Source organism: Bacillus sp. 204(2023) (assembly GCF_037027505.1).
Classification (GTDB): Bacteria; Bacillota; Bacilli; order Bacillales; family Bacillaceae; genus Bacillus; species Bacillus subtilis.
This window is the reverse complement of the sequence record NZ_JAXCHE010000001.1, coordinates 45,231-72,217: the sequence shown is the minus strand read 5'-3', so window position 1 is coordinate 72,217 and position 26,987 is coordinate 45,231. Positions and strand designations below refer to the sequence as shown.

Here is a 26,987-nt window from a genome sequence, read left to right as displayed (position 1 = left end):
GGATTCCCCTTCCATTTTCACCTGTAATTAAAGAACGCTCGCACGGCCTTGATAGACTGCGCCTCTGGAAGCGTCAACTGTAATATCCTGGCCATCTGTCAAAATAGATGTCGCATTTTCCAGACCCACGATAACCGGGATGCCAAGGCTTAATCCGACTACCGCAGCATGGCTAGTCAAGCCGCCTTCTTCTGTAATGAGAGCAGACGCTTTTTCAAGGGATGCAATCATATCACGGTCAGTGCTTTTGGTAACAAGTACCGCACCGTCAGTCATTTTTCGCTCAGCTTCTTTTGCATTTTGTGCAACGACAACCGGACCGTAAGCTGATTTGCGTCCAATGCCTTGGCCTTTAGCGATGATATCGCCGACAGTATGAACCTTCATTAAGTTTGTAGTGCCGGACTCACCGACAGTGCCTGCTGTAATAACGATAAGATCGCCGTGTTTTACAATTCCGCTGTTCAATGATTTTTGGACAGCATCCTCAAGCATCTCATCTGTTGAGCTCGCATTTTGGCCGCTTTCCGCGAATACGCCAGATACGAGGGCAAGCTTTCTGGAAATAGAGTCATTTACAGTAACCGCAACAATCGGAGCCTGCGGACGGTATTTTGCAATCATACGTGCTGTATGGCCGCTTTCTGTCGGCGTTACGATCGCAGCAGCATTCAGGTTAATCGCCGTATGCGCGACAGATTGTCCAATTGCGTCTGTAATTGTCATGCCCACTTGATCTCTGCGTTTTGAGAGAATTTCTTTATAATTTAAAGCTTCTTCAGAACGGGAGGCGATGTTATGCATTGTTTGAACTGCTTCAACCGGATAGCTTCCGGCAGCAGTTTCACCAGATAGCATGATCGCATCTGTTCCGTCGAAGATCGCGTTTGCAACGTCACTTGCTTCCGCACGAGTCGGACGCGGGTTGCGCTGCATGCTGTCAAGCATTTGTGTCGCTGTAATAACAGGTTTGCCCAGCGCGTTGCATTTTTTGATCAGTTCTTTTTGCACAAGTGGCACTTCTTCAGCTGGAATTTCCACACCTAAGTCTCCGCGTGCCACCATTAAGCCGTCAGACACTTCGAGAATCGCATCGATGTTGTCAACGCCCTCCTGGTTTTCGATTTTAGGGATGATTTGAATATCCTGAGCGTTGTGCTCTTCAAGAAGCTCACGGATTTCGAGCACATCCGTAGAACGTCGAATGAAAGATGGTGCGATGAAGTCTACTCCTTGCTCAATACCGAAAACGATGTCTCGCGCATCCTTTTCAGTAATACCCGGAAGATTGACACTTACGCCCGGTACGTTAACACCTTTTTTATTTTTGAGTGTTCCGTTGTTTAATACTTTTGTTTTGATTTCGCGTTTAGCGGCATCTACATCAAGTACCTCAAGACCGATAAGGCCGTCATCTAACAGAATCGTTGAACCTTGTTCAACGTCATGGACTAAACCTTCATATGTCACTGAAATTTTATCTGTTGTTCCTACAACCTCGTCCATTGAAATAATGAGCTCTTTGCCTGTTTCAAGCTCAATACCGCCGTTTTCCATTGTATGTGTGCGGATTTCAGGACCTTTTGTATCAAGCAGAATTCCAACGTTCTTGCCAAGTTTTTTACTTGCTTCGCGGATATTTTTAATTCTTGCACCGTGTTCCTCAAAATCTCCGTGAGAAAAGTTTAATCGAGCCACGTTCATTCCTGACTCCATTAATTTCGTAAGCATTTCAATACTTTCACTTGCCGGACCGATGGTACAAACAATTTTAGTTTTTCTCATTTGGTTCACTTCCTTCTGAAATCTTCAGCCTTCAGCTGTACATTAGATAGACAGTTCTTTTGAAAGCTGATACATGTTTTGCTCAACTGTGTGTTTTGTCTCCAGTATTTCTATAATATCATGGTCTACAAGCTTATTGTTTTGTATACCTACACAGCGTCCGCCTTTTCCTTCAAGCAGCAGTTCAACTGCATATGCGCCGAGACGGCTTGCTAACACACGGTCAGCAGCACTCGGAGAACCTCCGCGCTGGATATGGCCCAATACAGATACCCTAGTTTCAAGATTTGTTTCTTCTTCGATGCGTTTCCCGAATTCAACACCGCTGCCTACACCTTCGGCAACAATAATAATACTGTGCTTCTTGCCGCGTTCGTGGCCGCGTTTTAAGCGGGCAATGATTTCGTGCATGTCATAGTCTGCCTCAGGGATTAAGATCGATTCCGCGCCCCCTGCAAGACCGGCCCACAATGCGATATCGCCGGCATGACGGCCCATTACTTCGATTACATATGTACGTTCATGAGAAGTCGCTGTATCGCGAATCTTATCAATTGCGTCAATTACTGTATTTAAAGCTGTATCGAAACCGATTGTAAAATCAGTGCCCGGAATGTCATTATCAATTGTACCCGGTACACCTACACATGGAAACCCGTGTTCCGTTAATTTTTTCGCACCCATATACGAACCGTCTCCGCCGATAACAACAAGGCCTTCAATACCTAGCTTCTTCAAGTTAGCTATCCCTTTTTCACGACCTTCAACTGTTTTGAATTCAGGACATCTTGCCGTATAAAGCTTAGTTCCTCCACGATGTATAATATCGCCTACTGATCCGAGTTCAAGCTTTTCAATCTTTCCGCTGATCAATCCCGCGTATCCGTTGTAAATACCGTAAATTTCAACGTCATGATAGATCGCTTTTCTGACTACTGCGCGAACTGCTGCGTTCATTCCCGGGGAATCCCCGCCGCTCGTTAATACCCCTATACGTTTCATTCTCCATTCACCTCAGCAACATATATGATTAAACATAACATGATCATTGCCCTAAAAACAATGAAAAGGGATCTCCATCCTCCCTATGAAACCTTACCTATTATACAATTAAATAAATTGTTTTTAAATAAAATTTAAGGAATGTCACAAAAAATAAACGTGAGCCAAAGGCTTCACGTTTATTTAGTTTACCCCGATATATTGATCTTCAACCGAGACTTTGCCAATTGCTTTATATTTTTCATAGCGCTGCTGAACTAATTCTTCTTCGCTCAGCTTCAGCAAAGTTTTTAACGATTGTTTAAGGGTTTCGTCCATATAGCTTGCCTGCAGCTTCACATCATGGTGCGCTCCGCCTTTTACTTCTTTAATCATATGATCTATAATACCTAATTCTTTTAAATCCGGCGCAGTGATTTTCATTGTTTCTGCTGCTTTTTTAGCAAGACTGGAGTCCTTCCATAAAAGTGCCGCGGCACCTTCCGGAGAAATAACAGAATAAGTAGAGTTTTCCAGCATATGCAAGTGATTGCCTACACCCAGACCAAGGGCTCCGCCGCTTCCGCCTTCACCGATGACGATGCAGATAACAGGCACTCGAAGGCCGGCCATCTCAAACAGGTTTTTGGCAATAGCTTCACTTTGTCCTCTTTCTTCAGCTGCTCGTCCAGGGTATGCCCCCTTCGTATCAATAAAACAGATAATCGGTCTGTTAAATTTGTCAGCCTGTTTCATCAGACGAAGCGCTTTTCTGTAGCCTTCAGGATGCGGCATCCCAAAATTGCGGACCAGGTTTTCCTTCGTGTCTTTGCCGCGCTGATGCCCGATTACCGTTATAGGGAGGCCGTGGAACTTCGCAATACCGCCAACAATGGCTTCATCGTCCCCGTACGCTCTGTCTCCGTGACATTCAAAAAAGTCGGTAAACAGGTGTTCGATATAATCAAGAGTTGTCGGACGGTCCGCCAGACGCGCAATTTGAACCCGGTCCCATGGCTTCAGATTTTTGTAAATATCATCCTGAAGCTTAGCGAGACGGTCTTCGAGCCGTTCGATTTCCGCACTTAGATCCATATCGGAATCTTGGGTGAATTTTTTTAGTTCGGCGATTTTGGTTTGCAGTTCAATCACCGGTTTTTCAAATTCTAATCTTGGAGCCACTCAATGTCACCTCCTGTTTGATGCATATCCAGCAGATTTTCTAACGTTTTTTTCATATCGTCGCGATGAATAACCGCATCAAGCTGTCCATGTTTTAATAAAAATTCAGCCGTTTGGAAGTCCTCAGGCAGTTTTTCTCCTATTGTCTGTTCAATAATCCGTCTTCCGGCAAAACCGATCAGCGCGCCAGGTTCAGCGAAATTGTAATCTCCAAGGGATGCAAAGCTTGCTGATACGCCCCCGGTAGTCGGATGCGTCATTACTGAAATAATAAGACCCTGTTCTTCACTGAACAGTTTTAACGCAGAGCTTGTCTTAGCCATCTGCATCAAACTTAATACGCCTTCCTGCATTCTAGCGCCGCCTGAAGCCGTAAAAATAATAAACGGAACTTTATCAGCTTTTGCTTTTTCAATCGCAAGCGTGATTTTTTCACCGACGACTGAACCCATGCTGCCCATTCTGAATGAAGAGTCCATGACGGCGACAACAGCCGGGTGTCCGCCGATGGTGCCTTTGCCTGTCACAACAGCCTCGTTTAAGGATGTTTTCTCGCGATCTTTTTCAAGCTTTTCCAGATATCCCGGGAAACCAAGCGGATTTTCCGAGAGCATTCCCTGATTGAATTCCTCAAAGGATTGTTCATCCATCAAGCTTTCGATACGCTGTTTTGCGTTCATTGGGAAATGATAATCGCAGTTCATGCATACCCGCATATTTTTATCCAACTCTTTAGTGAGCATGATTTTTTTACACTTAGGACATTTTGTCATAATGCCTTCCGGAACATCGTGCTTCGCTTGATCAGACGGTACGGAAGCATACTTTTTCTTTTTCGTGAATATATCCTTTAACAAATGATTACCTCCCTTTTGTGAAGGGTTCTCTTCACCGCATGTCATCAAACAGATAGACTTGCTAATAACTTTACCGAAACTATTGTACTTTTTTTGTCAAACGCTGTCATCCTCAATTCGACAACTTTTTATTCGATGACGTGCTCGGAAAGGCTTGTATGAAATCAGATAAGGTCTTGAAACGACAAGGTTGACAGCGCATTCAAAAATAATGTTAAACCCGGCTGAAATTTTTTTAAGGCTAGCCCCCTAAAAAAATTTCAGCCGTCAGTTTAACTTGAGAACAGCGCGCCGGTCTCCGCCAACGCGCTGCCATTTTTGGAATGAATTAAAATTATTCACCAATAATCGTAAGTTTTCTTGTTTTTTCTGCGACTTCCTCAGGGTCAACAGTGATTCTTGCAACACCTGTTTCCATCGCAGCTTTTGCCACAGCCTTCGCAACAGCAGGCGCAACACGTTTATCAAACGGTGCAGGGATGACATAATCTGCGCTAAGCTCATCTTCTGAAACCAGTGAAGCAATGGCTTCAACCGCTGCGATTTTCATTTCCTCGTTAATATGAGTGGCACGCACATCAAGTGCTCCGCGGAAAATACCAGGGAATGCAAGAACATTGTTTACTTGGTTCGGGAAGTCAGAACGGCCAGTTCCGATAACGCTTGCTCCGGCTTCACGCGCATCTTCCGGCATGATTTCCGGATTTGGATTTGCCATTGCAAAGATAATTGGATCTTTTGCCATGCTTTGAACCATTTCTTTTGTTAACGCGCCTGCTACAGAGACACCGATAAATACGTCAGCATCAACGATGACATCTTTCAGAGAACCGTCTTTGCGATCTTGGTTCGTGAACTTCGCCACTTCATTTTTGACATCGTTCATGCCGTTCGGGCGCCCTTCATAAATGGCCCCTTTGGAATCGCACATCACAATGTCGCGAACGCCATAATGATGAAGAAGCTTGATAATCGCAATGCCAGCCGCACCCGCCCCGTTTGCGACAACTTTAATGGATGACATGGATTTTCCAGACAGTTTCAGCGCGTTCACAAGACCTGCTACGGTTACAATGGCAGTACCGTGCTGATCATCATGGAAAACCGGGATGTTTGTTTCTTTTTTGAGGCGCTCTTCAATGATAAAGCAGTTTGGCGCTGCAATATCTTCAAGGTTGACGCCGCCAAATGTCGGTTCCAGCAATTTTACAGTTTCAACGATTTTATCAACATCGTTTGTGTTTAAAGCAATCGGGAACGCATCTACGCCCGCAAAGCTTTTGAAAAGAACTGCTTTCCCTTCCATAACAGGAAGCGCCGCTTCAGGGCCGATGTTTCCAAGGCCAAGCACAGCTGTACCGTCAGTTACAACTGCTACCATATTCCCCTTCATTGTATAATCATATACTTTGTTAATGTCTTCATGAATATCCTTACACGGTTCTGCAACACCCGGAGAATACGCGAGGCTTAGATCTTTCGCATTTCTGACCTCTACTTTTGATTTAGACTCCAGTTTCCCCTGGTTGACTTTATGCAGGTGTAATGCTTCTTCTCTTAATGACATTCTCCTAAACACTCCTTATGGATATTTTTTGATTCGTATACTGCTGCGTTGATTGCTGCATTCTGCGGAGTAAATCTATCTGAATATTTAAACAGGATCACATAATTGCTCCAATTGTATAACAAAAAGCGAATCGTTACCACTGTTTTAAAACGACGTTTTTTTGACCCAACAGCTCTTTTAAGCGATATAACACCTGGTGATCTGCATTGATATGGAACGACTCAGGTAGCTTAATCGTCTGTTTTTGCCTTTCATAATAGAGATAAACGCCTGTTTCCCCTTTATGCTCCAGCAAAATGCGCTTAATCTTTGCCAGGATCTCCTGGCTGTGCTGACTGCTTTCTATTTTTATATAAACCGAAGGCGCTTTTTCTGCATCCATATTTTCTAATAATTCTGCCCGGGACATGATGAATTGGATCTTATCTTGTCTAACTTCACATTTCCCCGCTGTGAACAAAAGAGCGCCTTCTCTTAAAACGGGAGAAAGCTGTCTGAATTGTTCAGGGAAGACTACGGCTTCTATCTCGCCGGTTTCATCACTGAGCGTTAAAAACGCCATGTTTTGACCTGTTTTCGTCCGAATCGTTTTGATCTTCGACAGCAGAACGCCTAGTGAAAGCTGCCTTTTGACTGCCCGTTGAGCCTGCAGAATGGAGACCGCTCCTTGCGCAGTGAGCTGTTTTCGGAAGGCGGAGAGGGGATGATTTGAAAAATAAATGCCGAGCGTTTCCTTTTCAAATGCAAGTAAATCCACTAGCGGAAGCTCTTCCGTTTCCACATACTTCGGCTTAATTGAAAACGATTCATCTAAAAACAATCCCATTTGGTCATCGTCCGCGGCGAATAGCTCAGCATGTTCCAAAGCAACATCAATGGATGCGAGCAGCGTGGCCCGGTTTTGGCCGAATTCGTCCATCGCACCAGAAAAGATAAGTGCTTCAAGCATTTTGCGATTTACGCTTTTTGACGGCACGCGAAAGCAGAAATCGAAAAGATCTTCAAATGGTTTCTCTTTTCTTGCTTTATATATATCTTTGACTGCTGAGACGCCTACACTTTTTATTGCGCGGAGGCTGTATCTGACAGATCCGTTTTCAACTGTAAACGGAAAACTGCTTTTATTCACTGACGGAGGAAGGATACGAATCCCGCTCCCCTTTGCTTCGTAAAGATATTGAGAGATTTTATCCTCATTGCCAATGACGCTTGTCAGCAATCCGCACATAAAATATAACGGATAATGAGCTTTCAAATACGCAAGCTGGCACCCGATCATGCTGTATGCCACCGCATGGCTTCGGTTAAAGCCATAGTTTGCGAATTTGACGATTAAATCGTAGACCTCATTTGCAGTGTCTACAGAATACTCCTTTTTTAAGCACCCTTCAACAAAATGGCTTCGCTCTCTGTCCAGGATTTCTTTTTTCTTTTTGCTGACCGCCCTTCTCAATAGGTCCGCTTCGCCTAAAGAAAACCCTGCCATACGGGAAGCAATCATCATAATTTGTTCCTGATACACAATGACGCCATATGTATCTTCCAAAATGCTCCTTAAATCTTCATGAGGATAATGAACAGGCGCCCGGCCGTGTTTACGGTCGATAAATAACGGAATATTTTCCATCGGACCCGGCCGATACAGTGCATTGACCGCCACAATATCTTCTAGGCCCGAAGGTTTTAGCCGTTTCAAGACGCTTCTCATCCCTGCAGATTCAAGCTGGAAAATGCCTGTCGTATCCCCTTTTGACAGCAAGGAGAACGTTTTGTCATCGCTGTAGGAAATACTTGAAAGATCTATTTTAATATTTTCTTCTTTTTCAATCATTGAAGTGATGGATTCAATAAGTGTCAGGTTCCTCAAACCTAAGAAATCCATTTTCAAAAGGCCTAAGTCTTCAAGATGGTCCATCGCGTATTGCGTTAAATAGATCCCTTCATGCCCTTCTTGAAGCGGAACAACATCTGTTAACGGTTCTTCACTCAGGACAACGCCCGCTGCGTGGGTTGATGCATGCCTTGGCAGCCCTTCTATTTTCCGGGCAATTGAATAGACTTGCTGAAGCAGGCTTGACTCCCGAAGCCGCTTATCCAGCTGCGGTGACTGCTGTCTCGCTTCATCCAGCGTCATTCCCGGTCTTGAAGGAATGAGTTTTGCAAGCTGATCTGCCTCCTTCGGGCTGACGCCGAATACTCTGCCGACGTCCCGGAGCGCCGCCTTTGCCGCAAGTGTTCCAAAGGTGATAATCTGTGCGACGTGCATTGCACCGTATTTCTGCTGAACATATTGAATGACTTCATCCCTTCTAGTATCGGGAAAGTCAATATCAATATCCGGCATGCTGACGCGCTCGGGATTTAAAAATCTTTCAAACAGAAGGTGATGCTTAATCGGGTCAACATCTGTGATATACAGCACATATGCGACAAGAGAACCTGCCGCAGAACCCCTTCCTGGTCCTGTAACAATCCCTTTTTCATGGGCGTGCTTCATAAAATCCCACACGATCAGAAAGTAATCGCTGAACTTCATCCGCTTGATGACATCAAGCTCATATTGAAGACGGCGAAGGTATCGTTCATTAGGCTTGCCGAAACGGCTGCGGAGTCCCTCCATACAGATATCCGTTAAATAATCATCAGCGGACGTTCCGTCTGGGGTCGGAAAAGACGGTAGACGGGTCTGCCCGAGACTGACGTCAACCCGGCATTGTTCCGCGATCTCTACAGAAGCTTGCAGTGCCCTGGGATGCTCTCGATAAATGTTTTGCATTTCTTCGAGTGGTTTCAAATCGAGATCAGGCAAATCTTCAGCGGGTGCATCCGTCAGTTTTTCCCCCGCTTTAATCGCTTTCAAACAACGGTAGGCAGCCTTATCTTCCTTCCTTATGTAATGCACATCGCCTGTGGCCGTAACAGGGATACCCGTTTCTTCTGACAGCTTTAGAATCTGCTCAGACAAGACTTGATTCCCTTTAAAAGGCTGATAGGAGAAATAAAAAGCTCCCTTTCCGAATATAGACTGAAATTCCAGCGAGGCTTGAGCAGCCTGTTCGAACAGCCCTCCTTCAAGAAGCGTTTCAATATATCCTTTTTCGCCGGGCGTTATTGCGATAATCCCTTCTCGATAACTGTGAAGCCATTTCGGCTTCAGTCCGCCTTTTGATTTAGATTGCAGAACGCTGCTGATTTTCAGCAGGTTTTGATAGCCTGTATTTGATTTTGCCAGCAGGACGAGCGGGTATGCTTCAAGTTCGCTGTCATCTGTAAAAACAGAAGCCGTCAAACCGATTATTGGGTTGATCCCTCTCGCCTTGCAAGCTTTATAAAATTGAATAGCTCCGTACATGACATGATCATCTGTCAGCGCCAAAGACGCATATCCGAGCCTGTCAGCTTCACTGACGAGCTCTTCCACAGCCGCGGCGCTGTTTAGCAGGCTATACCCGCTATGCACTTGCAGGTGAACAAAAGACATGCTATCACCTCTTTCTCATTACGATTCATTTCTTCCCTCATTATAAGGCCGGTTTCCAAAAGAAACAAATGTTCTTTTTTGACTCATCATCATACTTGTCCTGAAAGCTCAATATGATATAAAAGGTGAGGTGATAAAGATGGATCAGGAAGCAGGATTTATGGTGAATTTTATCAATAGCTACTTCATTGCGTTAGGGGTGCTGATCGGGGGCGCACTCATTGGAGGGCTCGGAGCATATTTGGCAGGCGAACCCCCGCTTACAGCCATTACAAAGCTTGCCAACCGGTTAAAAATATGGGCGCTTGTCGCAGCTATCGGAGGCACCTTTGATGCGGTATACAGCTTTGAACGCGGCATACTCGAAGGCAATACGAGAGATATCTTTAAACAGCTTCTTTTAATTATTTCGGCCATGGGAGGCGCGCAAAGCGGCTGGCTTATTATATCATGGCTGACCCAGGAGCATCTTTCTTCATGAGGGTCCCCCAGCATTACAAAAAACCGGGATGGCAGCGTTTTTTCGCGGGAATGATGTGCGGAGCCGCAATTAGCTGGTTCTTTTTCCTGTTTACTTACGGAACATTCCAAGAGGAGCAAGTCAGCCTCATCGAAAAGCAAAAAGAGCATGTTAAAGACTTGAACAATCAAATTTCGATCTATCAGGAAGACCTCCATAAACTGAATGAAGATAATAAAAGAAAACTGCTGATTCAAAGCGTCAGCGTCAAATTGCTGAATGGGGATAAATATAAAATATCACAGCCGGATAAAACGAAATTCGAGGAGCATGTAAAGGATGATATTTCAGAGGTGATTACAAAAGACATAGAGAGCGTCTATCAAACAAAGGATCTCTTGAAGCGGACAATTGAAAATAAAGTCTATATGATCAATGAAAAAAAATACGAGGCAACCGTCAGAGAATTGATTATTTATACGAGGCTGACAGTGGAACTTGAAATATCTTTCGCCACATAATTATGGATTTTTTTTAAATTCTCCAAACTTCTGTCGCTTTTTCCCATTCTTTTTTATAAACTATATGTGAGGCTTAATGGCGAAAGGAAGGAGGAAGGGAAATGGAGGTTTACAGTGACCGTCAGTTAGCAAAAGATCAAGCAGCCCGTCTCAGACAAGGTTTTTCTGCATATGCCGAAACAAACTCACTCGCTTCCCTCATCAAAAAAGAACTTCAATCACACAATCTCCAAGTCTACGAGGACCTTACTGATTTCGGCTGCTGGTTCATCCCCGTCACAGATGAACACTAAGAGAGAGGGTCTCCCCTCTACTCGTGTTCTTTACATAATGTTTCCAGATCAGCTAAAATCCGATCAGCTTCATCCCAGCTGTAAATAGAGGCGCCTGAAGCTAACGGATGCCCTCCGCCGTTATATTTCCGGGCAAGTCCGTTAATGACAGGCCCCTTCGAACGGAATCTGACTCTGATTTGATCGTCTTCTTCTACGAAAAACACCCAGGCGCGAATACCTGAGATATTGCCGAGCGTCCCGACAAGCTGCGACGCTTCAGAAGCCGTTGTGCCGAATTTTTCAAGCGTATCCTTTTTGATGAAAACAGAAGCCGCCCCGTTTTCGGACAAAGACACATTTTGAAAGATAAAGCCGTTAAGCTTCACCACATTCAGTTTTGTTTCATACAATTGATTAAATAACTCTGAGGAAGAGAATGGATACTGAATGAGCTCGCCTGCATATTTTAATGTTTTTTCCGTGGTATTCGGAAATAAAAAGCGTCCGGTATCTCCAACAATGCCGGCGTAGATCAGCTCTGCCGCTTTCGTATTCAGCTTCCAGCCGTGCTCTTTTCCTTCTAAATACAGCTCGTAAATCATTTCACTTACTGAGCTGGCGCTTGTATCGACCCAGAGAAGGTCACCGTATGGATCTTCGTTCGGATGGTGGTCGATTTTCATTAGTTTGGCGCCTGAAGGATAACGCTGATCGTCGATTCTTTCCTGATTTGCCGTATCGCAGACAATGACAAGTGCGCCTTCATATGTTTCATTGTCCACCTCATCAAGGGAATATAAGAAAGAGAGGGACGGTTCAGGCGTGCCGACCGCAAAAATATTTTTTTCAGGATATGTTTCACGCAGGATTTCCGTAAGCCCGCACTGTGATCCGTAGGCATCCGGATCAGGACGCACATGTCTATGTAAGATAATCGTGTCATATAATGATATGGTTCTGATCAATTCTGTTTTCATTTGATACTCCTTTATTGTTTTTATTCATTAAATCACATTCTCTGCCGACGGAAAAGAAAAATAACGTCAAAACCAAGCCCGTTTTTGTATAAAATGGGTTTGTAAACTTTTACGATGGAGGATTTCATTTATGCTGGTTCTTGTTTTTTTGATTGGGCTTTCCGCCTGCTTTTATGTGTACTATAAAGTAAAAGGCGTACGGGCAAAGCCATCTTTGGCAAAAGAAATCTATTCAGCAAAATCAAGCATGGCCTTAGGGTCACTAGTCCTGTTCTACGGGCTTAACCAAATGATATTATTCCATTCAGTATTAACGTTAGTAATCGGCGGTATCTTTATCGTCATAGGAGCAGGAAGCGCTTGGGCAGGTTATAAAGCCTTCAGGCATTACAATCCCCTTCACGCCAAAGAAGCTGAAAGAGATCACGCGTAAGGGGCGCCTGAACGTCCCTTAGCTTCTTTCCATCAGCTGAACCATCAGCATCGCTTTAGACACGATATGACCTTGGCTGTGCACTTCCACTTCCATTTTCCCAAACTTTCTGCCGGCCTCCAAGATGCGAGGTTTGACTTCGATGACTGATTCCATCTGCACAGGCTTCAAAAAGAAGATGGTAATGCTCTCTATGACGAGTTCGCCGCGTTTTTTCGAGCGCAAAAATCGGTTTGCCGCTTGCGTCAAAATAGTCGTAAATACGCCATAAGAAATGGTTCCAAGCTGATTTGTCATTTGCGGCGTGACTTCATACTCGTAAACCGTTTGATCTTCTTTATCATCACCCTCATCTTTAAACCCCCTTGAAACGATATCATCAAGCTTCTCCCCGACCTGCGGCTGCTTTTGAATCATTTGAAGAGCTTTCAATACGTCTTGGCGGCTGATCATGCCGATGAGTTTTTGGTGGCCGTCAGTGACGGGAAGCACTTCGATCCCTTCCCATACCATCATTTGCGCAGCTGAAGCGACAGATGTTTTCCCAATAACCGTGACGGGATTTTTGGTCATAACTTTTTCTATAGATGCATTTCGGTCATGGCCAGCAATATCTTTTGATGTCAGAATGCCATGGATTTTCATTTGATCGTCGACAACCGGGAAGCGGCCGTGCCCCGTTTCAAAATTTTTCTCATACCATTTTTCAAGTTTATCCTTAGGCGAAAGATATACCGTGCGGTCAGCAGGTGTTAGGATGTCCTCCACCAAAACAATTTCTTTTTTGATCAGCTGGTCATATATTGCCCGGTTAATCATCGCGGCAACTGTAAAGGTGTCATAGCTCGTGGATAAAATCGGCAGTTCAAGCTCATCTGCCAGCTGCACAATGCTGTCATCCGTGTTAAAGCCCCCGGTCACCAATACGGCCGCGCCCGCTTCAAGCGCCTGCCTGTGTGCATTGATTCTGTTTCCGACAATCAAAAGATTCCCCGCTGCGGTGTAACGCATCATCGCGTCAAGCTCCATCGCGCCGATGACGAATTTATTCAATGTCTTATGGAGCCCTGCCCTGCCTCCGAGCACTTGTCCGTCTATAACATTTACAACCTCTGCATAGGTAAGCTTTTCAATGTTCTCTTTTTTCTTTTGTTCAATTCTGATTGTGCCCACACGTTCAATCGTGCTGACAAACCCTTTATTCTCTGCTTCCTTGATCGCTCTGTACGCGGTTCCTTCGCTTACTTTCATTTCCTTTGCAATTCTTCGGACAGAAATTTTTTCACCGACAGGCAGTGAATCGATATACGTTAAAATTTGTTCATGCTTCGTTGCCAAGCCTTTCACCTCTAAGGACAGTCTTCTTGTTTTTATTATAAGGTTTCAAAGGATTTATACGCAATGAGGCTGGAAAATAAAAAAGAAGCCCGACCGGCTTCTTACAGCGTTGATTTCGTTCCAGTCAAGCGCAAGGACCTCGTGGCTCCTTTTACATCGTAAAGCGGAAAAACCCTTTATTTTTCTTTTAAATGGACATCAACCGCTGTCTTAACAATATTTCGATTCCCTATTTTAGATAAAACAAATAAAACTGCGAATAGCCATATCGCCCCTATGGCCGTATAGATCAATGGATAAACAGCTGTGTTTGTGATCCATTCACTGATTAATGTTCTGGCATTTACCAGAATAATAAATCCTCCTACAAGTACACCCATCAATTGCGGATGAAACTTCTGCACCAGCCATGCTGCGATAGGGGCAGCGATAATTCCGCCGGCCATTAGTGAAAACACCCATAACCAATTGACGTCCTCCCATCCTAATGAAATAAGAAAACCGGCAGTTGCAGATACGGCGATGGCAAATTCACTTGTGTCTACAGTCCCGACAACTTTCCTCGGGCTCAAGCCTTTGCGGGATAATAAAATCGGAGTGGTCACCGGCCCCCAGCCGCCTCCGCCTGTGGCATCTGCAAAACCAGCGATCACTCCCAATGGGATGGATTGTTTTCGGTTTAACGGCACATGCTTCTTCTCAAGAGCCGGCTTATACTGAAATAAAAACCTGATCAATACATATCCGCCCAGAAGGAGCAAAAACAAAGAAATATAGGGTTTCGCCACATCTCCAGGTAATTGGCTGAGGAATGCCGCGCCTAAAAAAGCGCCTATAGAGCCGGGAATGACAAGCTGATAAACGGTTTGTTTGTCAACATTGCCAAATTTAATATGCGACACTCCCGATGCGGCAGTCGTTACGACTTCCGCTAAATGGACAGAAGCCGAAGCCACAGCAGGTGTGATGCCAAACGCCAATAACAAAGAAGTTGAGGTAACCCCATAAGCCATACCTAACGAACCGTCTATTAACTGCGACAATAAACCAATAAATGCAAAAACGATTAATTTCTTCATCAGAACACCCCATCTATATCAATCAGATATTTTTGATTCTTCATTCGAATCTAACAATCTCTTAGCGCTTTCATATAAAAAATAAGAGGCTTTGATAATGGCAGTTTCATCAATTGTAAATGCAGGGTGGTGCCAATCATGATCACCGTCTGTTCCAAAAAACGCAAAGGATCCCGGAATATGCTCAAGATAATAAGCAAAATCTTCCCCCGCGGTTGATGGGGCGGGATCAATGACTTGAAGTTTCGCTTTATGCGCAGCGTCTCGCACCAGCCCCGTTATTCCCTCATCATTACAAAGCGGCGGCGGTCCGGAATGCCACTTCACAATTGCCTTTAACGAGAAAGCGGCAGAAATCTGCTCTGTGACTGCCAAAAAACGCTGTTTCACTTGATCACGAACCTCTGAATCAAATGTACGAACAGTGCCCTCAATGACAACTGTATCCGGAATGACATTCCAAGTGCTGCCGCCGTTGATTTTCCCTACGGTTAAAATCGCGCTTTGCAGCGGGTTTACATTTCTGCTCACAATCGTTTGCAGGGCGACAATAAGCTGAGAAGCGCCGACAATTGGATCAAAACCATTATGCGGCAATGCTGCATGAGCACCTTTCCCTTCTATCTCTACTTTAAATCGGTCAACAGCAGCCATAAGCGGGCCTATTTTTAACCCTACAGTCCCAACCGCGATATCCGGTTTATTATGAAGTCCAATAACCGCATCAATGCCATCCAGTTGGCCGTCCTCTATCACTTTTGCAGCGCCTGCACCCGCTTCCTCTGCCGGCTGAAATAATAAACGAATCTTCCCTTTCAGACTGTCTTGATTTTCCTTCAATAAAAAGGCCGCACCAAGAAGCGCTGCCGTATGAAAATCATGACCGCACGCATGCATGATCCCTTTATGTTTAGAGGCATAAGGCAATCCTGTTTTTTCTTCAATTGGCAAGGCGTCAATATCAGCCCTCAAAGCAATCGCCGGACCTTCTGACTCCCCTGCTATGTCTGCGAACACACCCGTTTTTAGAGCAGTAGGGCGAATCTGTATCCCCTTTTCTTTAAGGCATTTTTTTATAAAAGCAGTTGTTTCACATTCTTCTTTTGACAGTTCAGGATATTGGTGCAGGTGCTGGCGAATGCCGATGAGCTGCTTTTCTAGCGTTGAGAGATTTACGGGATTAGACTCCTCTTTCAACGTCAGGATGTCATTTCCTGTAGTCTGATATGGATAGGAGCCTTCTATATTTCTCCAATAATCCAAAGACATATGTTCCGCTCCTTTCCCTATCCCAATATATTTTTTTCAGACTCTTCAACATAAGATGAAATAAATCGGTTCAATTTATCAGCAAGACCGCCCGCCCCAAATCTTATATACTTGCTGGAAACTTTCGGATTATCTTCTTTCAAAAAGCTTAAAAAAGATAAAATATAAATGCGCCTGTAAGCTACTTGTGTAATTCCGTACTCAAAAAACCAGTTATCAATAACATTGTATACGCCTCGGTTGACGCCATATAGGTTGTTACATTTCTTGTAAAAGCAGAGATCCGGAAGATTTAACTCCTGATGGGAAAGCAGGCTTTCTTTTTTGTTCGGTGCCATAATCCCAATCAGCTCAAAGCGTTTTGCAACGTACGAAATATCCTTTTTAATTTGCTTTGTTAACGACTCCAAAGAATCAAACCTTCTTTCTTCTCTAATTTTAAAGAGAATGCTGCATTCGATTTTTTCTCCATAGATGTCTCTATGAAAGTCAAACAAAAAAATCTCCAATGTCTTTTCAAGGTTAGAGCCCACCGTCGGTTTCACACCGATATTCATAACCCCTAAATGAAATTGATGATTGACTGTCGCCAGAACCCCATAAACTCCATTACGCAGCCCATGCATTTTTGCATCTACATTTGCCGTTGGGAATCCAAGCTTTCTGCCTAATTGTTTTCCTTTCACAACCGTACCGGCAATGATCGTCAAAAAAGTCAGCCTCCCCTCTCAGCTTCCGCATTCGATCTGACGAAACCTATTGATGTGATGAATGTAAAACGGATTGATGCTGCGGAATGCCAAGACCGAGATTTTCCCGCAATGTCCCGCCGCGATAATCTTGACGATAAAGCCCTCTTTCTTGAAGAATCGGAATCACCTTTTCTACAAAAGCATCAAGTGTTCCCGGTATATCCGACCCAATGATAAACCCATCCGCCGCCTCAGCGTTGAACCAAGTTTCAATTAAGGATGCGACACGCTCTGGTGTGCCGATAAATAGAGGCCGTGGAAAAGCCATTTCCTGTGCTACCTCCCGCAATGACAGATTTCTGGCTTTTGCTTCTCTCTTAATCCGGTCTGTTGTGCTTTGAAACGCATTCTTTCCCACATCGCCAATATCGGGAAATGGCTCATCCAACGGGTAAACACTCAGATCATAATCATCAAAAAAACGGGCCAAATAAGTAACAGCATTTTCAATCGGTATCAATTCTGCAAATTCACGATACTTCTTTTCCGCCTCTTCTTCCGTATCTGCCACAATCGGGCTGATCCCTGGAAAAATCCGCACACTTGAAGGATCACGCCCTTCATCAACAGCTCGCCTTTTCACATCCGCATAAAACGCTTTTGTCTCTTCTAATGAATTGGAATGGGTAAAAATCGCATCCGCATTTTTAGCAGCAAACTGCCGGCCTGTTTCTGATGAACCCGCTTGAAACACTACAGGCTCTCCCTGCTTAGAGCGCCCGATATTCAAGGGCCCCTCTACTTGAAAATACTTTCCTTTATGATTCAGGCGATGAAGCTTCGCCGGATCGAAAAACTGCCCTGTTTTCTTATTGTGTATAAATGCGTCATGCTCCCAGGAATTCCACAGCCCGCGCACAACATCCAAATGCTCCTGTGCGATCTCGTAACGTTCAGTGTGTTCTGGCAAATTAGACTTACTATGGTTGCGCGCCGCTCCTTCCTGCGGAGAAGTAACAAGATTCCAGCCTGCCCTGCCCCCGCTGATATGGTCCAGCGACATCAATTGTCTGGAGATAGTGAATGGCTCAGTAAAAGATGTAGAGAACGTCCCTACTAAACCAATATTTTTGGTAACCGATTCCAGCGCAGATAAAATGGTGATCGGTTCAAAACGGTTTAAAAAATGAGGAATCGATTTTTCAGAAATAAATAAGCCGTCTGCAATGAAAATAAAACTAAACAAGCCTTTTTCGGCTGTTTGCGCCTTTTTCATGTAAAATTCAATATTCGTGCTGGCCGAGGGATCAACATCGGGATGACGCCAGCCATCAGTTGTTCCTCCGACACCGTGAATCATGGCTCCAAACTGAATAAAATCTGAACGTGTCATCTTTTTGCCTCCTTTATCTGTGCATGATTAGCAAGTGCAAGATCAAGGTGTTCAATGCCGATTTCAGTTATCCCTTGATAATGATTGCCGCGCCCGATTTCTACCACAGGCACATGACGTACCCCATATTTCACCTGTAAAATATCTCGAAGTTCCTCTTTCTCTGAAACATCGATATTTTGGAACGGGAACCCTGTTTCATTCAAATAATTCTTGACTTCCTCACAATACGAACAGCCTTTTTTACTCCAAACCACAATGTTCAAAACATCACTCATTCTTCTGTCCCTCCTTAACGTTTTGCAGCTAAAACTGCATCAATCAGCAGCTGATAAGACAGCTGTTTTTCTACAGCATTTTTGATCGGTGTAAAAATAACAAAATCATTGATTTTGTATGTGCCTGATAAACGTGTTAATTCTTCTGCCACTTCTTCCTTTGTTCCGGCAATAATCCCGGTTTTTTGCACGATGATGTCATAGGGCTCTGTGACGTTTTCCAGATAGGCCTCAGCTTGTTCGCGGGAACCGACGTTGACCTTACGCCCGTCTTTGAAAACCACTTTTATCGATTCACGCGACACAATATGTTTTTCCGCTTCTTCTTTTGTATGTGCCGCAAAAACAGCGGGGGCAAGATGAAATTCAGCCTCAGATCCTGGCGGGAGATGCGCGTCAAATGCTCGGCGGGCTTCCTTCAGCACTTCCTCTTCACCGTTAATAAAGTAAGCAAAGACAAAAGAGATTCCCAGTTTTGCAGCCGAAATGGCACTCTTTGTGCTTCCTCCCAATAGAAAAATACCCGGCTTCCGATCAACCTGCGGCCTAGGACGCAATGCAGCATAGCGGTGGGTATCAGGAAAATCGTCCCGAACGAAATGAGTAAGCTCCTCCAGTTTTTCATCAAACTGACGCACCGGTTTTTTATATTCAGCCTGCAGCGCGTCTGTGGACAGCTGAAACCCGCCGGGCGCTTTGCCCACTCCAAGATCTATACGGCCGGGAGCTAACGCTGATAGAAGATGGAATTGCTCCGCCACTTTATAAGAGCTGTAATGCTGCAGCATCACTCCGCCTGATGCTAAACGAATTTTTCTTGTGCTTGCAGCAAGATAGCCTAAAAGAACCTCGGGTGCAGACCCTGCAATCTCATCATTGTTGTGATGTTCGGCCACCCAAAATCGGTGATATCCACACTCTTCAGCCATTTGTGCCAATCTCACTGTATGCTGTAATGTATCAGCTGCTGTCTCCCCTTCACCAATCAAGCTTTGGTCTAAAATACTTAAGCGGATCATATCACCGGCTCCTTTATGTGTTCTTTTGGTTCAAATAAATATTCCGGCGAAACACGGCGGAGAAACTGCCTCGTTCTGTCTTTTTTGGTATGGCGGAAGACTTCCTCCGGGGTTCCTTGTTCAACAATGACTCCTTCATCCATAAAAACAACTTGATCAGAGACCCTTCTTGCAAACTCCATTTCATGTGTAACAACAATCATGGTGGCTCCGGTTTTCACGATTTCCAGCATTACCTCAAGCACTTCACCGACCAGCTCCGGGTCAAGCGCTGCCGTCGGCTCATCGAACAGCAGCACATCAGGATGAATGGCAAGCGCCCTTGCTATCCCGACCCTCTGCTTTTGTCCTCCCGATAACTGACTCGGATAAGCATTCAATTTATCTTGAAGCCCGACCTTTCTCAGTTCATTTTCCGCTACGGCATACGCGTCTTGTTTTCTCATTTTCCGGGCAATCGTCAAGCCCTCCATGACATTTTCAATTACCGTTTTGTGAGCAAACAGGTGGTATTGCTGAAATACCATTGCCGTCTGTTTTCTGAGCCAGTGAACCTCTTTTTTGGACGGAAAGCTGCAATTAATCACTTTGTCATGTATAGAAATGATCCCTTCGTCTGGACGTTCTAATAAATTCAGGCACCGTAAAAAGGTGGTTTTCCCTGATCCGCTCGGCCCGATAATCGTCACAACTTCTCCCTTGCGTACCGTGAGATTTATCCCTTTTAATACATGGTGGATGCCAAACTGTTTATGGATATTCTTAATCTCAATCATAAAGTGCCTCCTTGAAATCTGGCTGCCTTTCTCTCTAATACTCCATTTACGGATTCTAGGATAAGAGTCAGCACCCAATAGATAATCGCTGCTCCGATAAACGCTTCTAAAAATGCATAATTATCAGAAGCAACGATAGTCGCCGTCCCTGTAATCTCTGGGACAGCCACTATAGCCGCGATAGAGGTGGTATGCAAAAAGCCGATACCCAAATTTGTGAAGTTTGGGATGGAAATCATCAGCGCCTGCGGCAATATTACACGCCGAAAGGTTTGGCTGTGTGTCAAGCCGATTGAATAAGCCGCTTCGACCTGTCCGGTATCCATCGCCAGAATGCCTGACCGGATGATTTCTGTGAGGTAAGCTCCGGCAGTTAAAGACAAGGCCATGATGACAAACATGGAGACCGGTATCTCATTGGCGGACCAGCCGAGATGAAAAAAACTGCTGACTTGATCTGCAACAGGCGGTATCCCTAAATAAATCAACATAATGTGAAGAATTGCAGGTGTACTTCGAAAGAAAGACACATAAAACCTTGAGCAAGCCACCAAGCCCTTAATTCTAAAAATTCTAACAATTATATTTCCAAGAGCCACGAGAAATCCAAACACAATCGGCAAAACAGCCATCATCAATGTCAGAGGAATGGTCTTTACCATTTCTTTCATGGCGGAAACGATAAATGGAAAGTCAAATTGCAATCTTCTCCCCCCTCATCCGAAGAAATATATCAATGTATGTTCATGTCAAAAACAGTAACAATCCTTGTTTGATTCTTCTTGATTCGTTTTTCTGCCACTCGAAAGAACCATTCGAATAAAACTGCAACAGCATAATAAACAATCGATAGCGCAATGTAAACTTCAAGAGAATGGTTGCTTGAGGTAATCAGTGTTTGGCCCCTTCCGGACATATCCATAACACCTATTGAAAAAGCTAGAGATGTATCTTTTAAAGAACTGATCACCATGTTTCCCATATTCGGAAACGCCTGGACAAGTGCCTGGGGCAGAACGATTCGCCTGAAGGCCTGACTACCGCTTAAGCCAATACTGTACGCCGCTTCCGTTTGGCCTTTATCTACACTGCCCACCCCCGCTCGAAAGATTTCTGCGGCTGCCGCTGCATTGCTTAACGCGTAGGTTGCGACAGCAGCATAAAACGGGTCCATTTTTGATGTATCAATCCCGATAAGCCTCGTAAGCGCCGGGATTCCGTAAAACACGATGAAAAGCTGCACCATGATAGGCGTTCCCCTGAAAAACGAGATATACACTTTTGCCAATTGATTTACAATTGGAATATTGTAGATGCGGGGCAGTGCCAGAAAGAGTCCTAATACAAAACCGAAAAGCAAGGACAGTGTTAAAATGTATAATGTAACCGGTAAATAAGCGGTTAACGTCGGCACAAAATCTCCAATCATGTTCATATCAAACGCTTTTTCCATCACTGCTCCCTCTCTTTTTACCTAATACTGCTCTTTGGAATAGTCGTCACCAAGCCATTTCAAACTGAGCCTTTTCAGCGTTCCGTCATCAATGATTTCCTGTAAGGCTTTATCAATATCGTCACTTAACGTTTGTTCATTTTTGTTAAACATAAAATACACTTTGGCATTTGAAAGCACATGACCGACGGTTTTTTCTTTAATAGCGCTCGTCTTGTTTTGAAAGTCTACTGCAAAAGGCGTTGAGATCGTTGCGTCCGCACGCCCCGATTTCAGCTGATTCGCAGTCTCATTTGCGCCTTGGCCCTCATAGGCAATCTCAAACGGCCGTCCATTATCCTCATTCCATTTTTTCAGTACAAGCGCTCCGTTGGAGGTTGCACTCGTAATCACCCGTTTTCCTTTTAAGTCTTCAATTCCACGGATCGTATCGTTATTTTGAAGCACAGTAATTTTTAAAGGAAAATGGTTGTAAGCAACCTTGTTAAACAGAAATTTTTTCTCACGCTCTTTGCTTTTCTCCATTTGATGTGCCACGATATCGACTTTATGCTGTCCGAGGCTGACAAGCAGGTTGGAAAATTCCATCGTTTTAAATGTGAATTTATAATGTGGCAGGCGCTTATCAAGCTCTTTGATCAGTTCGACATCATAACCGGTTAAATCGCCTTTTTCATCGATAAAGCAAATATTCGGAAATTGGGTTCCAGTTCCGACCGTGATTGTCTGTACCTTCTTTTGCCCGGCTCCCGTCGTTTGACTGCCTGCACCGCAAGCTGACAGAACTGTTATAAGCGAAAATAATATTGCCATGAATGCTGCTTTCGTTTTCATCTCATCGCCCCATTTATTTTTCAAAACTTGATTTTGAATAATCTGCCCCGAGCCATTTTCGGCTTAGTTTTTTTAGCGTTCCTTTTTTCTCCAGCTTTTTAATCGCTTGATCCGTGTCATCCGCCAAGGTTTGGCTGCCTTTATTAAACATAAAGTACACCTCGGTATCTAATAACACGTCACCGACTGTCTTTTGGCGGAAGGCGTGCGTTTTATTCTGAAAATCGACGGCAAACGGTGTAGCTATCGTTGCATCTGCGCGCCCGGTTTCAATTTGATTGGCGGTGTCATTGCTTCCCTGTCCCGCATATTTCAAATGAATCGGGCTGCCGTGCGTTTTGTTGTACTTTGTAATATAATCTGCCGCATTTGACGTGGCGCCAACTATGACTGTTTTTCCGTGTAAGTCTTTTAATGTATGAATCTTGTGATTATCCTCTTTCACCGTGATGTACATCGGCGAGTAGTTATATGGGACTTTATGATACAAAAAACGCTTTTCTCGTTCTTTATTTTTGGCCATATTGTGCGCAATCACATCAATTTTTTTATTTCCGAGACTCGTCAGCAAATTTGAGAAATCCATCGTTTTAAATTCAAATGTATATTGAGGCAACTCCTTATCGATGGCTTTCATCACTTCAATGTCATACCCGGTCAAATCGCCTTTTTCATCTAAAAACGCAATATTCGGAAAATCTGTTCCGGTGCCGACTATGACCGTTTGAGCCTGACGATCTGTTTTGTTATTTGTTTGCGAACATCCCCCGCCAAGTAATGCAAACACTGACAGCAGCAAAACCAATCCTTTACGCTTATTCATAGGCTGCCTCACATCATGCCCAGCTGGGCGCACCTAAAAGCGTTGGGTTAAATCGTTCCGGAATCAAAACCTTGTGCATCATCACACCTATGTCCCCGTCCTTTTCCTGCTCAAAATACACTTCATACCCTCTCCTTCTGTACATGTCAGCAAGCCACGGATGCTTGCGCGCCGATGTGCCGAGTGTCAGCGCAGGAGCCTTCAGCATATCTCGAAGCACTTTTTCTTCAACATACGTAAGCAGCTTACTTCCGGCGCCTTGCCCTTTATATTCCGGCAGTGTCGCAAACCACCACACAAACGGATATTTTGAAGGAGGCGTCTCACTTTCCCACGGGAACCTGATTGTAATCGTTGAAATCAGCTTCCCATCCCGCTCCAGCACAATCGCTGAATGATGTTCAATATTTTCTGATACCATTTGGATATCAGCTCTCGTGGATGGCCAATCAATATCCAGCTGCCGAATGGGCTGAAATGCGCTGTTAACCAGTTTCAACAGCTCCGGTGCATCTTCAACAGTTGCCAGTCGAAAAATGTCCTCACTCATTTTTGTCACTCCTCTTCACAATATATATAATTCCTATTTGTTTACTAAGCTTTTATTGTTTATACTATAAAGCATACTCTGATCTTTGACTAATCAAAAAAAGTAAACCTTCACTTCAGTATTTTTAATGATGAAAAACAGGAGGGAACACATTGGAGTTACGCTCAATCAAAACGTTTCATACGATTGTAAAATTTGGAAGCTTCTATAAAGCTGCAGAAATACTCAACTACTCGCAGCCGACGATATCGATGCGTATGAAGCAATTGGAGCAGGATTTAGGCGTACTGCTGTTTGAAAGAGGAAAAAGCCTGCAGTTGACAAAAGCAGGGAAACTTTTTTATGAACGAACAGGAGATCTTTTGATACAATACGAGGCGCTTAAACACAACCTCTCCGACTTAAAGGAAGAAGAGGCAGGCATTATCAACATAGGGGTTTCAGAGCCGACCGCCAGTCTGATATTCCCCAAGATTTTAAAGGATTTCTTAAAGGATTACCCAAAGATAACGGTTAATATCAAGGTTGATGACGCCAATACCTGCAGTCAAAAGCTTTTAGACGGGACGATTGATTTTGCAGTCTGCGGCGAGCCGGAGCTGATTCTTGAAAATTACTACCATCCATTTTTTTATGACACATTAAATGTGATTGTATCTGATCAACATCCGCTCGCTGAGAAGAAGGCTGTCCATTTGTCTGATTTAGCAGAAGAGCGCTTCATATTTACGCCCGCCAATTGCCCCATTCGCTTACAAATTGAACAGCACTTACATAGAGAACTCGGGAATCGCTACAAAAAAATGGAGCTCACAAGCAGCATGTCACATGAATATTACGTACGTGAAAACATCGGAATTTCAATCTTTACCAGCACCGCACATTCTAAACCGTTCAACGGCACTAAAGTCATTCCAATTCTAAACCTGGATATCACCCCGCCCATAGGGCTGTTGACAAATCAAAAAGAAGATCATTTTGACCGCGCCACGAAGGACTTGATCGCCCGGATAACCAAACGTTTTCAGCAGCACAGCAAAGAATTGGAAGGAACCTCTGATAAGACCATTACAGGATAACTGAAAAAATAAAAACCACCTCCTGATTCATCAGGAGATGGTTTCACGGTTTAAAGCTCGATCGTCTCACCGACCGACATGACTTTGCCGACTCCGCCCGGCAGGCTGTCAGCGAATGCTTCTGGGTCTTGTTCGATGACCGGGAATGTATTGTAATGCACCGGCACGACCTGTTTTGCGCGCAGCCATTCAGCGGCAAGCTTGGCGTCTTCAGGCCCCATCGTAAAGTTATCGCCAATCGGCAGGAAAGCAAGGTCGATATGATTCAATTCGCCAATGAGTTTCATATCAGAGAAAAGAGCCGTATCGCCCGCGTGGAAAATCGTTTTATCTTCTACAGTCAGCAAAATACCGGCAGGCATGCCTGTGTAAGTGATCGTTTTGTTTTCTTCATCTGTGATGGCTGATCCATGAAAGGCCTGTGTGAGCTTCACTTTTCCAAAATCGAACTGGCGGGAGCCGCCAATATGCATTGGATGAACATTCAAGCCTTTCCAGCCTAAGTACACAGCGAGCTCATTCGGGGCTATAACTAACGCGTTATTTTGCTTGGCGATTTGTTCAGTATCACCGACATGGTCATTGTGGCCGTGCGTTAGTAAGATGACATCCGCTTTTACATCCTCCGGCTTTATATCCGTTAATGAATTCCCTGTTAAAAACGGATCAAAAATAATATGATGGTCCTTCGTTTCCACTGTGATTACAGAATGTCCGTGATATGTCACTTTCATTTCTTTCACCTCGTCACATGATTTTGATTTTTTTATTTTCCCTTTTTAAAAAGCTGAAAACTTATGTTGTTTGATTCTTGTTAATGACATTGAGGCCTCCGGTGGCTTCAATGACAGTCCCTGTCACAAGGTCTGAGTTCTCCTCACACAAGAAAGCGATAATCCTGGCGATATCCTCGCCTGTACCGGATCTTCCTATCGGCGTTTTTTCTTTGCCGATTCGCATTCTGGCTTCCTCTATCGATGCTTCTTTCATGTCGCCGACAATGTCTCCCGGGCAAACCATGTTGGCGGTTATGCCGAATTCGGCTTCTTCAATGGCAATTGTCTTCGTCAAAGAAGCCAAGCCCACTTTCGCAGCGCCAAATGCCGATCGGTGAAGCCAGCCGGGCGCGTGAGCCGCACCTTGGAATCCGTACGTAATGATGCGTCCAAATTGCTGTTTTCTCATAATAGGAATAACCGCTTTGAATAAATGAAAGACGGCGCTTAAATTTCCTTCCAGCATGCCATACCATTCATCATCAGTATAATCGGCTAACTTTTTACGTTCAAATATGTATGGTCCCGCGTTGTTAATCAAAAAGTCGATCCTTCCGAAGCGGTTTAAGGCAGCCTCTGCAATACGCAGCAGATCTTCTTTTTTGGTGACATCACCTTTTACAAATTGCAGCCGGTCAAGACAATCGGGACAGGCTTCCTTCAGGCGGCTGACTGCCTCCTCATCCTGTCTGTAATTGACTGTTACTGAATACCCCTTTGCAAGCAACGTTTCAGTCACTTTGCGGCCTAAACCCTTCGAACCGGCAGTAATTAAAGCATGTCGCACATGAATACCTCCCAAAGCAACGTCGCCGCTTTCAATAAAGTGTTTCTTCTTCTACTTTACTATAAAAGGCTTGCAATATCACTTTTTACACTTTGGCATACAAAAAAAGCTGCCTGTATAGACAGCTTATTCTGCAGGAGATGAAGACTCCTGATCAGGCATATCGACATAACCGCTTTGATATGCTTCTGAAATGAGCCTTGTTGTCTCCTGGCTTTCTTGTTCATCATAAATATAGCGTTCCGGTTCTTTTTTCATCATTCTGCCTCCCATCATTATAGAGGTAGGTTGGCTATAATGACGGGATTTTATGAAGGAA

Annotated in this window: 28 protein-coding genes; 5 read left to right on the top strand and 23 right to left on the bottom strand. The window is 44.3% G+C overall.

The genetic code is table 11. The annotated features are described in order from the left end of the window. Positions 1–27 precede the first annotated feature (27 nt). The 6 genes from pyk to dnaE all read right to left on the bottom strand — a co-directional run bounded on the left by pyk (position 28) and on the right by dnaE (position 9,856). Positions 28–1,785, bottom strand: coding sequence for a pyruvate kinase (pyk, locus tag WA279_RS00370; RefSeq protein WP_336153812.1), 1,758 nt, complete (start codon positions 1,783–1,785; stop codon positions 28–30). A 42-nt stretch (positions 1,786–1,827) separates the two neighbouring features. Beyond that, positions 1,828–2,787: a 6-phosphofructokinase gene (gene pfkA / locus WA279_RS00365; RefSeq protein ID WP_336153810.1), complete on the bottom strand. Its 960-nt coding sequence runs from the start codon at positions 2,785–2,787 to the stop codon at positions 1,828–1,830. 183 nt (positions 2,788–2,970) lie between these two features. Then, on the bottom strand, positions 2,971–3,948 hold the full coding sequence (gene accA / locus WA279_RS00360; protein ID WP_336153809.1) for an acetyl-CoA carboxylase carboxyl transferase subunit alpha: 978 nt from the start codon (positions 3,946–3,948) through the stop codon (positions 2,971–2,973). After that, positions 3,933–4,805: an acetyl-CoA carboxylase, carboxyltransferase subunit beta gene (gene accD / locus WA279_RS00355; protein WP_003223544.1), complete on the bottom strand. Its 873-nt coding sequence runs from the start codon at positions 4,803–4,805 to the stop codon at positions 3,933–3,935. Before accD ends, accA begins: the two co-directional genes overlap by 16 nt. A 334-nt stretch (positions 4,806–5,139) precedes the next feature. Then, positions 5,140–6,372: an NADP-dependent malic enzyme gene (gene maeB, locus WA279_RS00350; RefSeq protein ID WP_014664951.1), complete on the bottom strand. Its 1,233-nt coding sequence runs from the start codon at positions 6,370–6,372 to the stop codon at positions 5,140–5,142. Positions 6,373–6,508: 136 nt separating this feature from the next. Further along, on the bottom strand, positions 6,509–9,856 hold the full coding sequence (gene dnaE, locus WA279_RS00345) for a DNA polymerase III subunit alpha (RefSeq protein ID WP_336153808.1): 3,348 nt from the start codon (positions 9,854–9,856) through the stop codon (positions 6,509–6,511). Between the two features lie 139 nt (positions 9,857–9,995). Between dnaE and ytrH the strand changes: the two genes are divergently transcribed. From ytrH to WA279_RS00330, 3 genes are all read left to right on the top strand, one after another. Further along, on the top strand, positions 9,996–10,337 hold the full coding sequence (gene ytrH / locus WA279_RS00340) for a sporulation membrane protein YtrH (protein ID WP_003229410.1): 342 nt from the start codon (positions 9,996–9,998) through the stop codon (positions 10,335–10,337). Beyond that, positions 10,334–10,837, top strand: coding sequence for a sporulation membrane protein YtrI (gene ytrI / locus WA279_RS00335; RefSeq protein WP_015251473.1), 504 nt, complete (start codon positions 10,334–10,336; stop codon positions 10,835–10,837). The genes ytrH and ytrI overlap by 4 nt, the downstream gene beginning before the upstream one ends. 101 nt (positions 10,838–10,938) lie before the next feature. Continuing rightward, on the top strand, positions 10,939–11,130 hold the full coding sequence (locus WA279_RS00330) for a hypothetical protein (RefSeq protein WP_003229407.1): 192 nt from the start codon (positions 10,939–10,941) through the stop codon (positions 11,128–11,130). A 17-nt stretch (positions 11,131–11,147) separates the two neighbouring features. Here WA279_RS00330 and nrnA read toward each other — a convergent pair whose 3' ends face one another. Further along, positions 11,148–12,089, bottom strand: a complete 942-nt coding sequence (gene nrnA, locus WA279_RS00325) for a bifunctional oligoribonuclease/PAP phosphatase NrnA (RefSeq protein WP_004398971.1) — start codon at positions 12,087–12,089, stop codon at positions 11,148–11,150. Between the two features lie 130 nt (positions 12,090–12,219). On the opposite strand from nrnA, the gene WA279_RS00320 reads away from it, so the two are divergent. Then, positions 12,220–12,522, top strand: a complete 303-nt coding sequence (locus WA279_RS00320; RefSeq protein WP_133954453.1) for a YtpI family protein — start codon at positions 12,220–12,222, stop codon at positions 12,520–12,522. A gap of 18 nt (positions 12,523–12,540) precedes the next feature. Here the strand turns inward: WA279_RS00320 and WA279_RS00315 are convergent, their stop codons facing one another. The 13 genes from WA279_RS00315 to snaA all read right to left on the bottom strand — a co-directional run bounded on the left by WA279_RS00315 (position 12,541) and on the right by snaA (position 24,026). Further along, the gene (locus WA279_RS00315; protein WP_004398641.1) at positions 12,541–13,860 is read right to left on the bottom strand and encodes a CBS domain-containing protein; all 1,320 of its coding nucleotides are present in this window, start codon (positions 13,858–13,860) and stop codon (positions 12,541–12,543) included. Positions 13,861–14,036: 176 nt separating this feature from the next. Beyond that, positions 14,037–14,939, bottom strand: coding sequence for a sulfite exporter TauE/SafE family protein (locus tag WA279_RS00310; RefSeq protein ID WP_128738112.1), 903 nt, complete (start codon positions 14,937–14,939; stop codon positions 14,037–14,039). Between the two features lie 18 nt (positions 14,940–14,957). After that, on the bottom strand, positions 14,958–16,208 hold the full coding sequence (gene sndA, locus WA279_RS00305; protein ID WP_336153804.1) for an S-alkyl-N-acetyl-metabolite deacetylase SndA: 1,251 nt from the start codon (positions 16,206–16,208) through the stop codon (positions 14,958–14,960). Positions 16,209–16,225: 17 nt separating this feature from the next. Then, positions 16,226–16,918, bottom strand: a complete 693-nt coding sequence (gene ribR / locus WA279_RS00300; RefSeq protein ID WP_336153802.1) for an RNA-binding riboflavin kinase RibR — start codon at positions 16,916–16,918, stop codon at positions 16,226–16,228. Positions 16,919–16,964: 46 nt separating this feature from the next. After that, a complete protein-coding gene (locus tag WA279_RS00295; RefSeq protein WP_336153800.1) occupies positions 16,965–18,293 on the bottom strand; it encodes an LLM class flavin-dependent oxidoreductase in 1,329 nt (442 codons plus the stop codon). Next, positions 18,290–18,571, bottom strand: coding sequence for a glutaredoxin family protein (locus tag WA279_RS00290; protein ID WP_123372919.1), 282 nt, complete (start codon positions 18,569–18,571; stop codon positions 18,290–18,292). Before WA279_RS00290 ends, WA279_RS00295 begins: the two co-directional genes overlap by 4 nt. 14 nt (positions 18,572–18,585) lie before the next feature. Further along, entirely contained in the window at positions 18,586–19,590 is a 1,005-nt protein-coding gene (locus tag WA279_RS00285; RefSeq protein WP_336153799.1) for an LLM class flavin-dependent oxidoreductase, read from the bottom strand. Next, complete coding sequence (gene tcyN / locus WA279_RS00280) at positions 19,587–20,366, bottom strand: sulfur-containing amino-acid ABC transporter ATP-binding protein TcyN (protein ID WP_003229383.1); 780 nt, start codon at positions 20,364–20,366, stop codon at positions 19,587–19,589. Before tcyN ends, WA279_RS00285 begins: the two co-directional genes overlap by 4 nt. Beyond that, complete coding sequence (gene tcyM, locus WA279_RS00275) at positions 20,363–21,070, bottom strand: sulfur-containing amino acid ABC transporter permease TcyM (RefSeq protein ID WP_336153797.1); 708 nt, start codon at positions 21,068–21,070, stop codon at positions 20,363–20,365. Before tcyM ends, tcyN begins: the two co-directional genes overlap by 4 nt. 29 nt (positions 21,071–21,099) lie before the next feature. Beyond that, the gene (gene tcyL / locus WA279_RS00270; protein ID WP_336153795.1) at positions 21,100–21,819 is read right to left on the bottom strand and encodes a sulfur-containing amino acid ABC transporter permease TcyL; all 720 of its coding nucleotides are present in this window, start codon (positions 21,817–21,819) and stop codon (positions 21,100–21,102) included. 21 nt (positions 21,820–21,840) lie between these two features. Then, positions 21,841–22,653 (bottom strand): sulfur-containing amino acid ABC transporter substrate-binding protein TcyK, encoded by an 813-nt coding sequence (tcyK, locus tag WA279_RS00265; RefSeq protein WP_024572165.1) that lies wholly within the window; start codon positions 22,651–22,653, stop codon positions 21,841–21,843. A gap of 13 nt (positions 22,654–22,666) precedes the next feature. Then, positions 22,667–23,476, bottom strand: coding sequence for a sulfur-containing amino acid ABC transporter substrate-binding protein TcyJ (tcyJ, locus tag WA279_RS00260; RefSeq protein WP_336153792.1), 810 nt, complete (start codon positions 23,474–23,476; stop codon positions 22,667–22,669). A gap of 13 nt (positions 23,477–23,489) precedes the next feature. After that, positions 23,490–24,026 (bottom strand): N-acetyltransferase SnaA, encoded by a 537-nt coding sequence (gene snaA / locus WA279_RS00255; RefSeq protein ID WP_160244741.1) that lies wholly within the window; start codon positions 24,024–24,026, stop codon positions 23,490–23,492. A 152-nt stretch (positions 24,027–24,178) separates the two neighbouring features. On the opposite strand from snaA, the gene ytlI reads away from it, so the two are divergent. Further along, positions 24,179–25,105, top strand: coding sequence for a LysR family transcriptional regulator YtlI (gene ytlI / locus WA279_RS00250; protein WP_336153790.1), 927 nt, complete (start codon positions 24,179–24,181; stop codon positions 25,103–25,105). A gap of 50 nt (positions 25,106–25,155) precedes the next feature. Here the strand turns inward: ytlI and WA279_RS00245 are convergent, their stop codons facing one another. The 3 genes from WA279_RS00245 to WA279_RS00235 form a co-directional block, all read right to left on the bottom strand. Then, positions 25,156–25,839 (bottom strand): metal-dependent hydrolase, encoded by a 684-nt coding sequence (locus WA279_RS00245; RefSeq protein WP_003245964.1) that lies wholly within the window; start codon positions 25,837–25,839, stop codon positions 25,156–25,158. 61 nt (positions 25,840–25,900) lie between these two features. Then, positions 25,901–26,668 carry an SDR family oxidoreductase gene (locus WA279_RS00240; RefSeq protein ID WP_004398521.1) on the bottom strand — a complete coding sequence of 256 codons (768 nt, stop codon included), beginning with the start codon at positions 26,666–26,668 and terminating at the stop codon, positions 25,901–25,903. A 126-nt stretch (positions 26,669–26,794) separates the two neighbouring features. Beyond that, positions 26,795–26,926 (bottom strand): hypothetical protein, encoded by a 132-nt coding sequence (locus WA279_RS00235; RefSeq protein ID WP_009967976.1) that lies wholly within the window; start codon positions 26,924–26,926, stop codon positions 26,795–26,797. Positions 26,927–26,987: the final 61 nt, after the last annotated feature.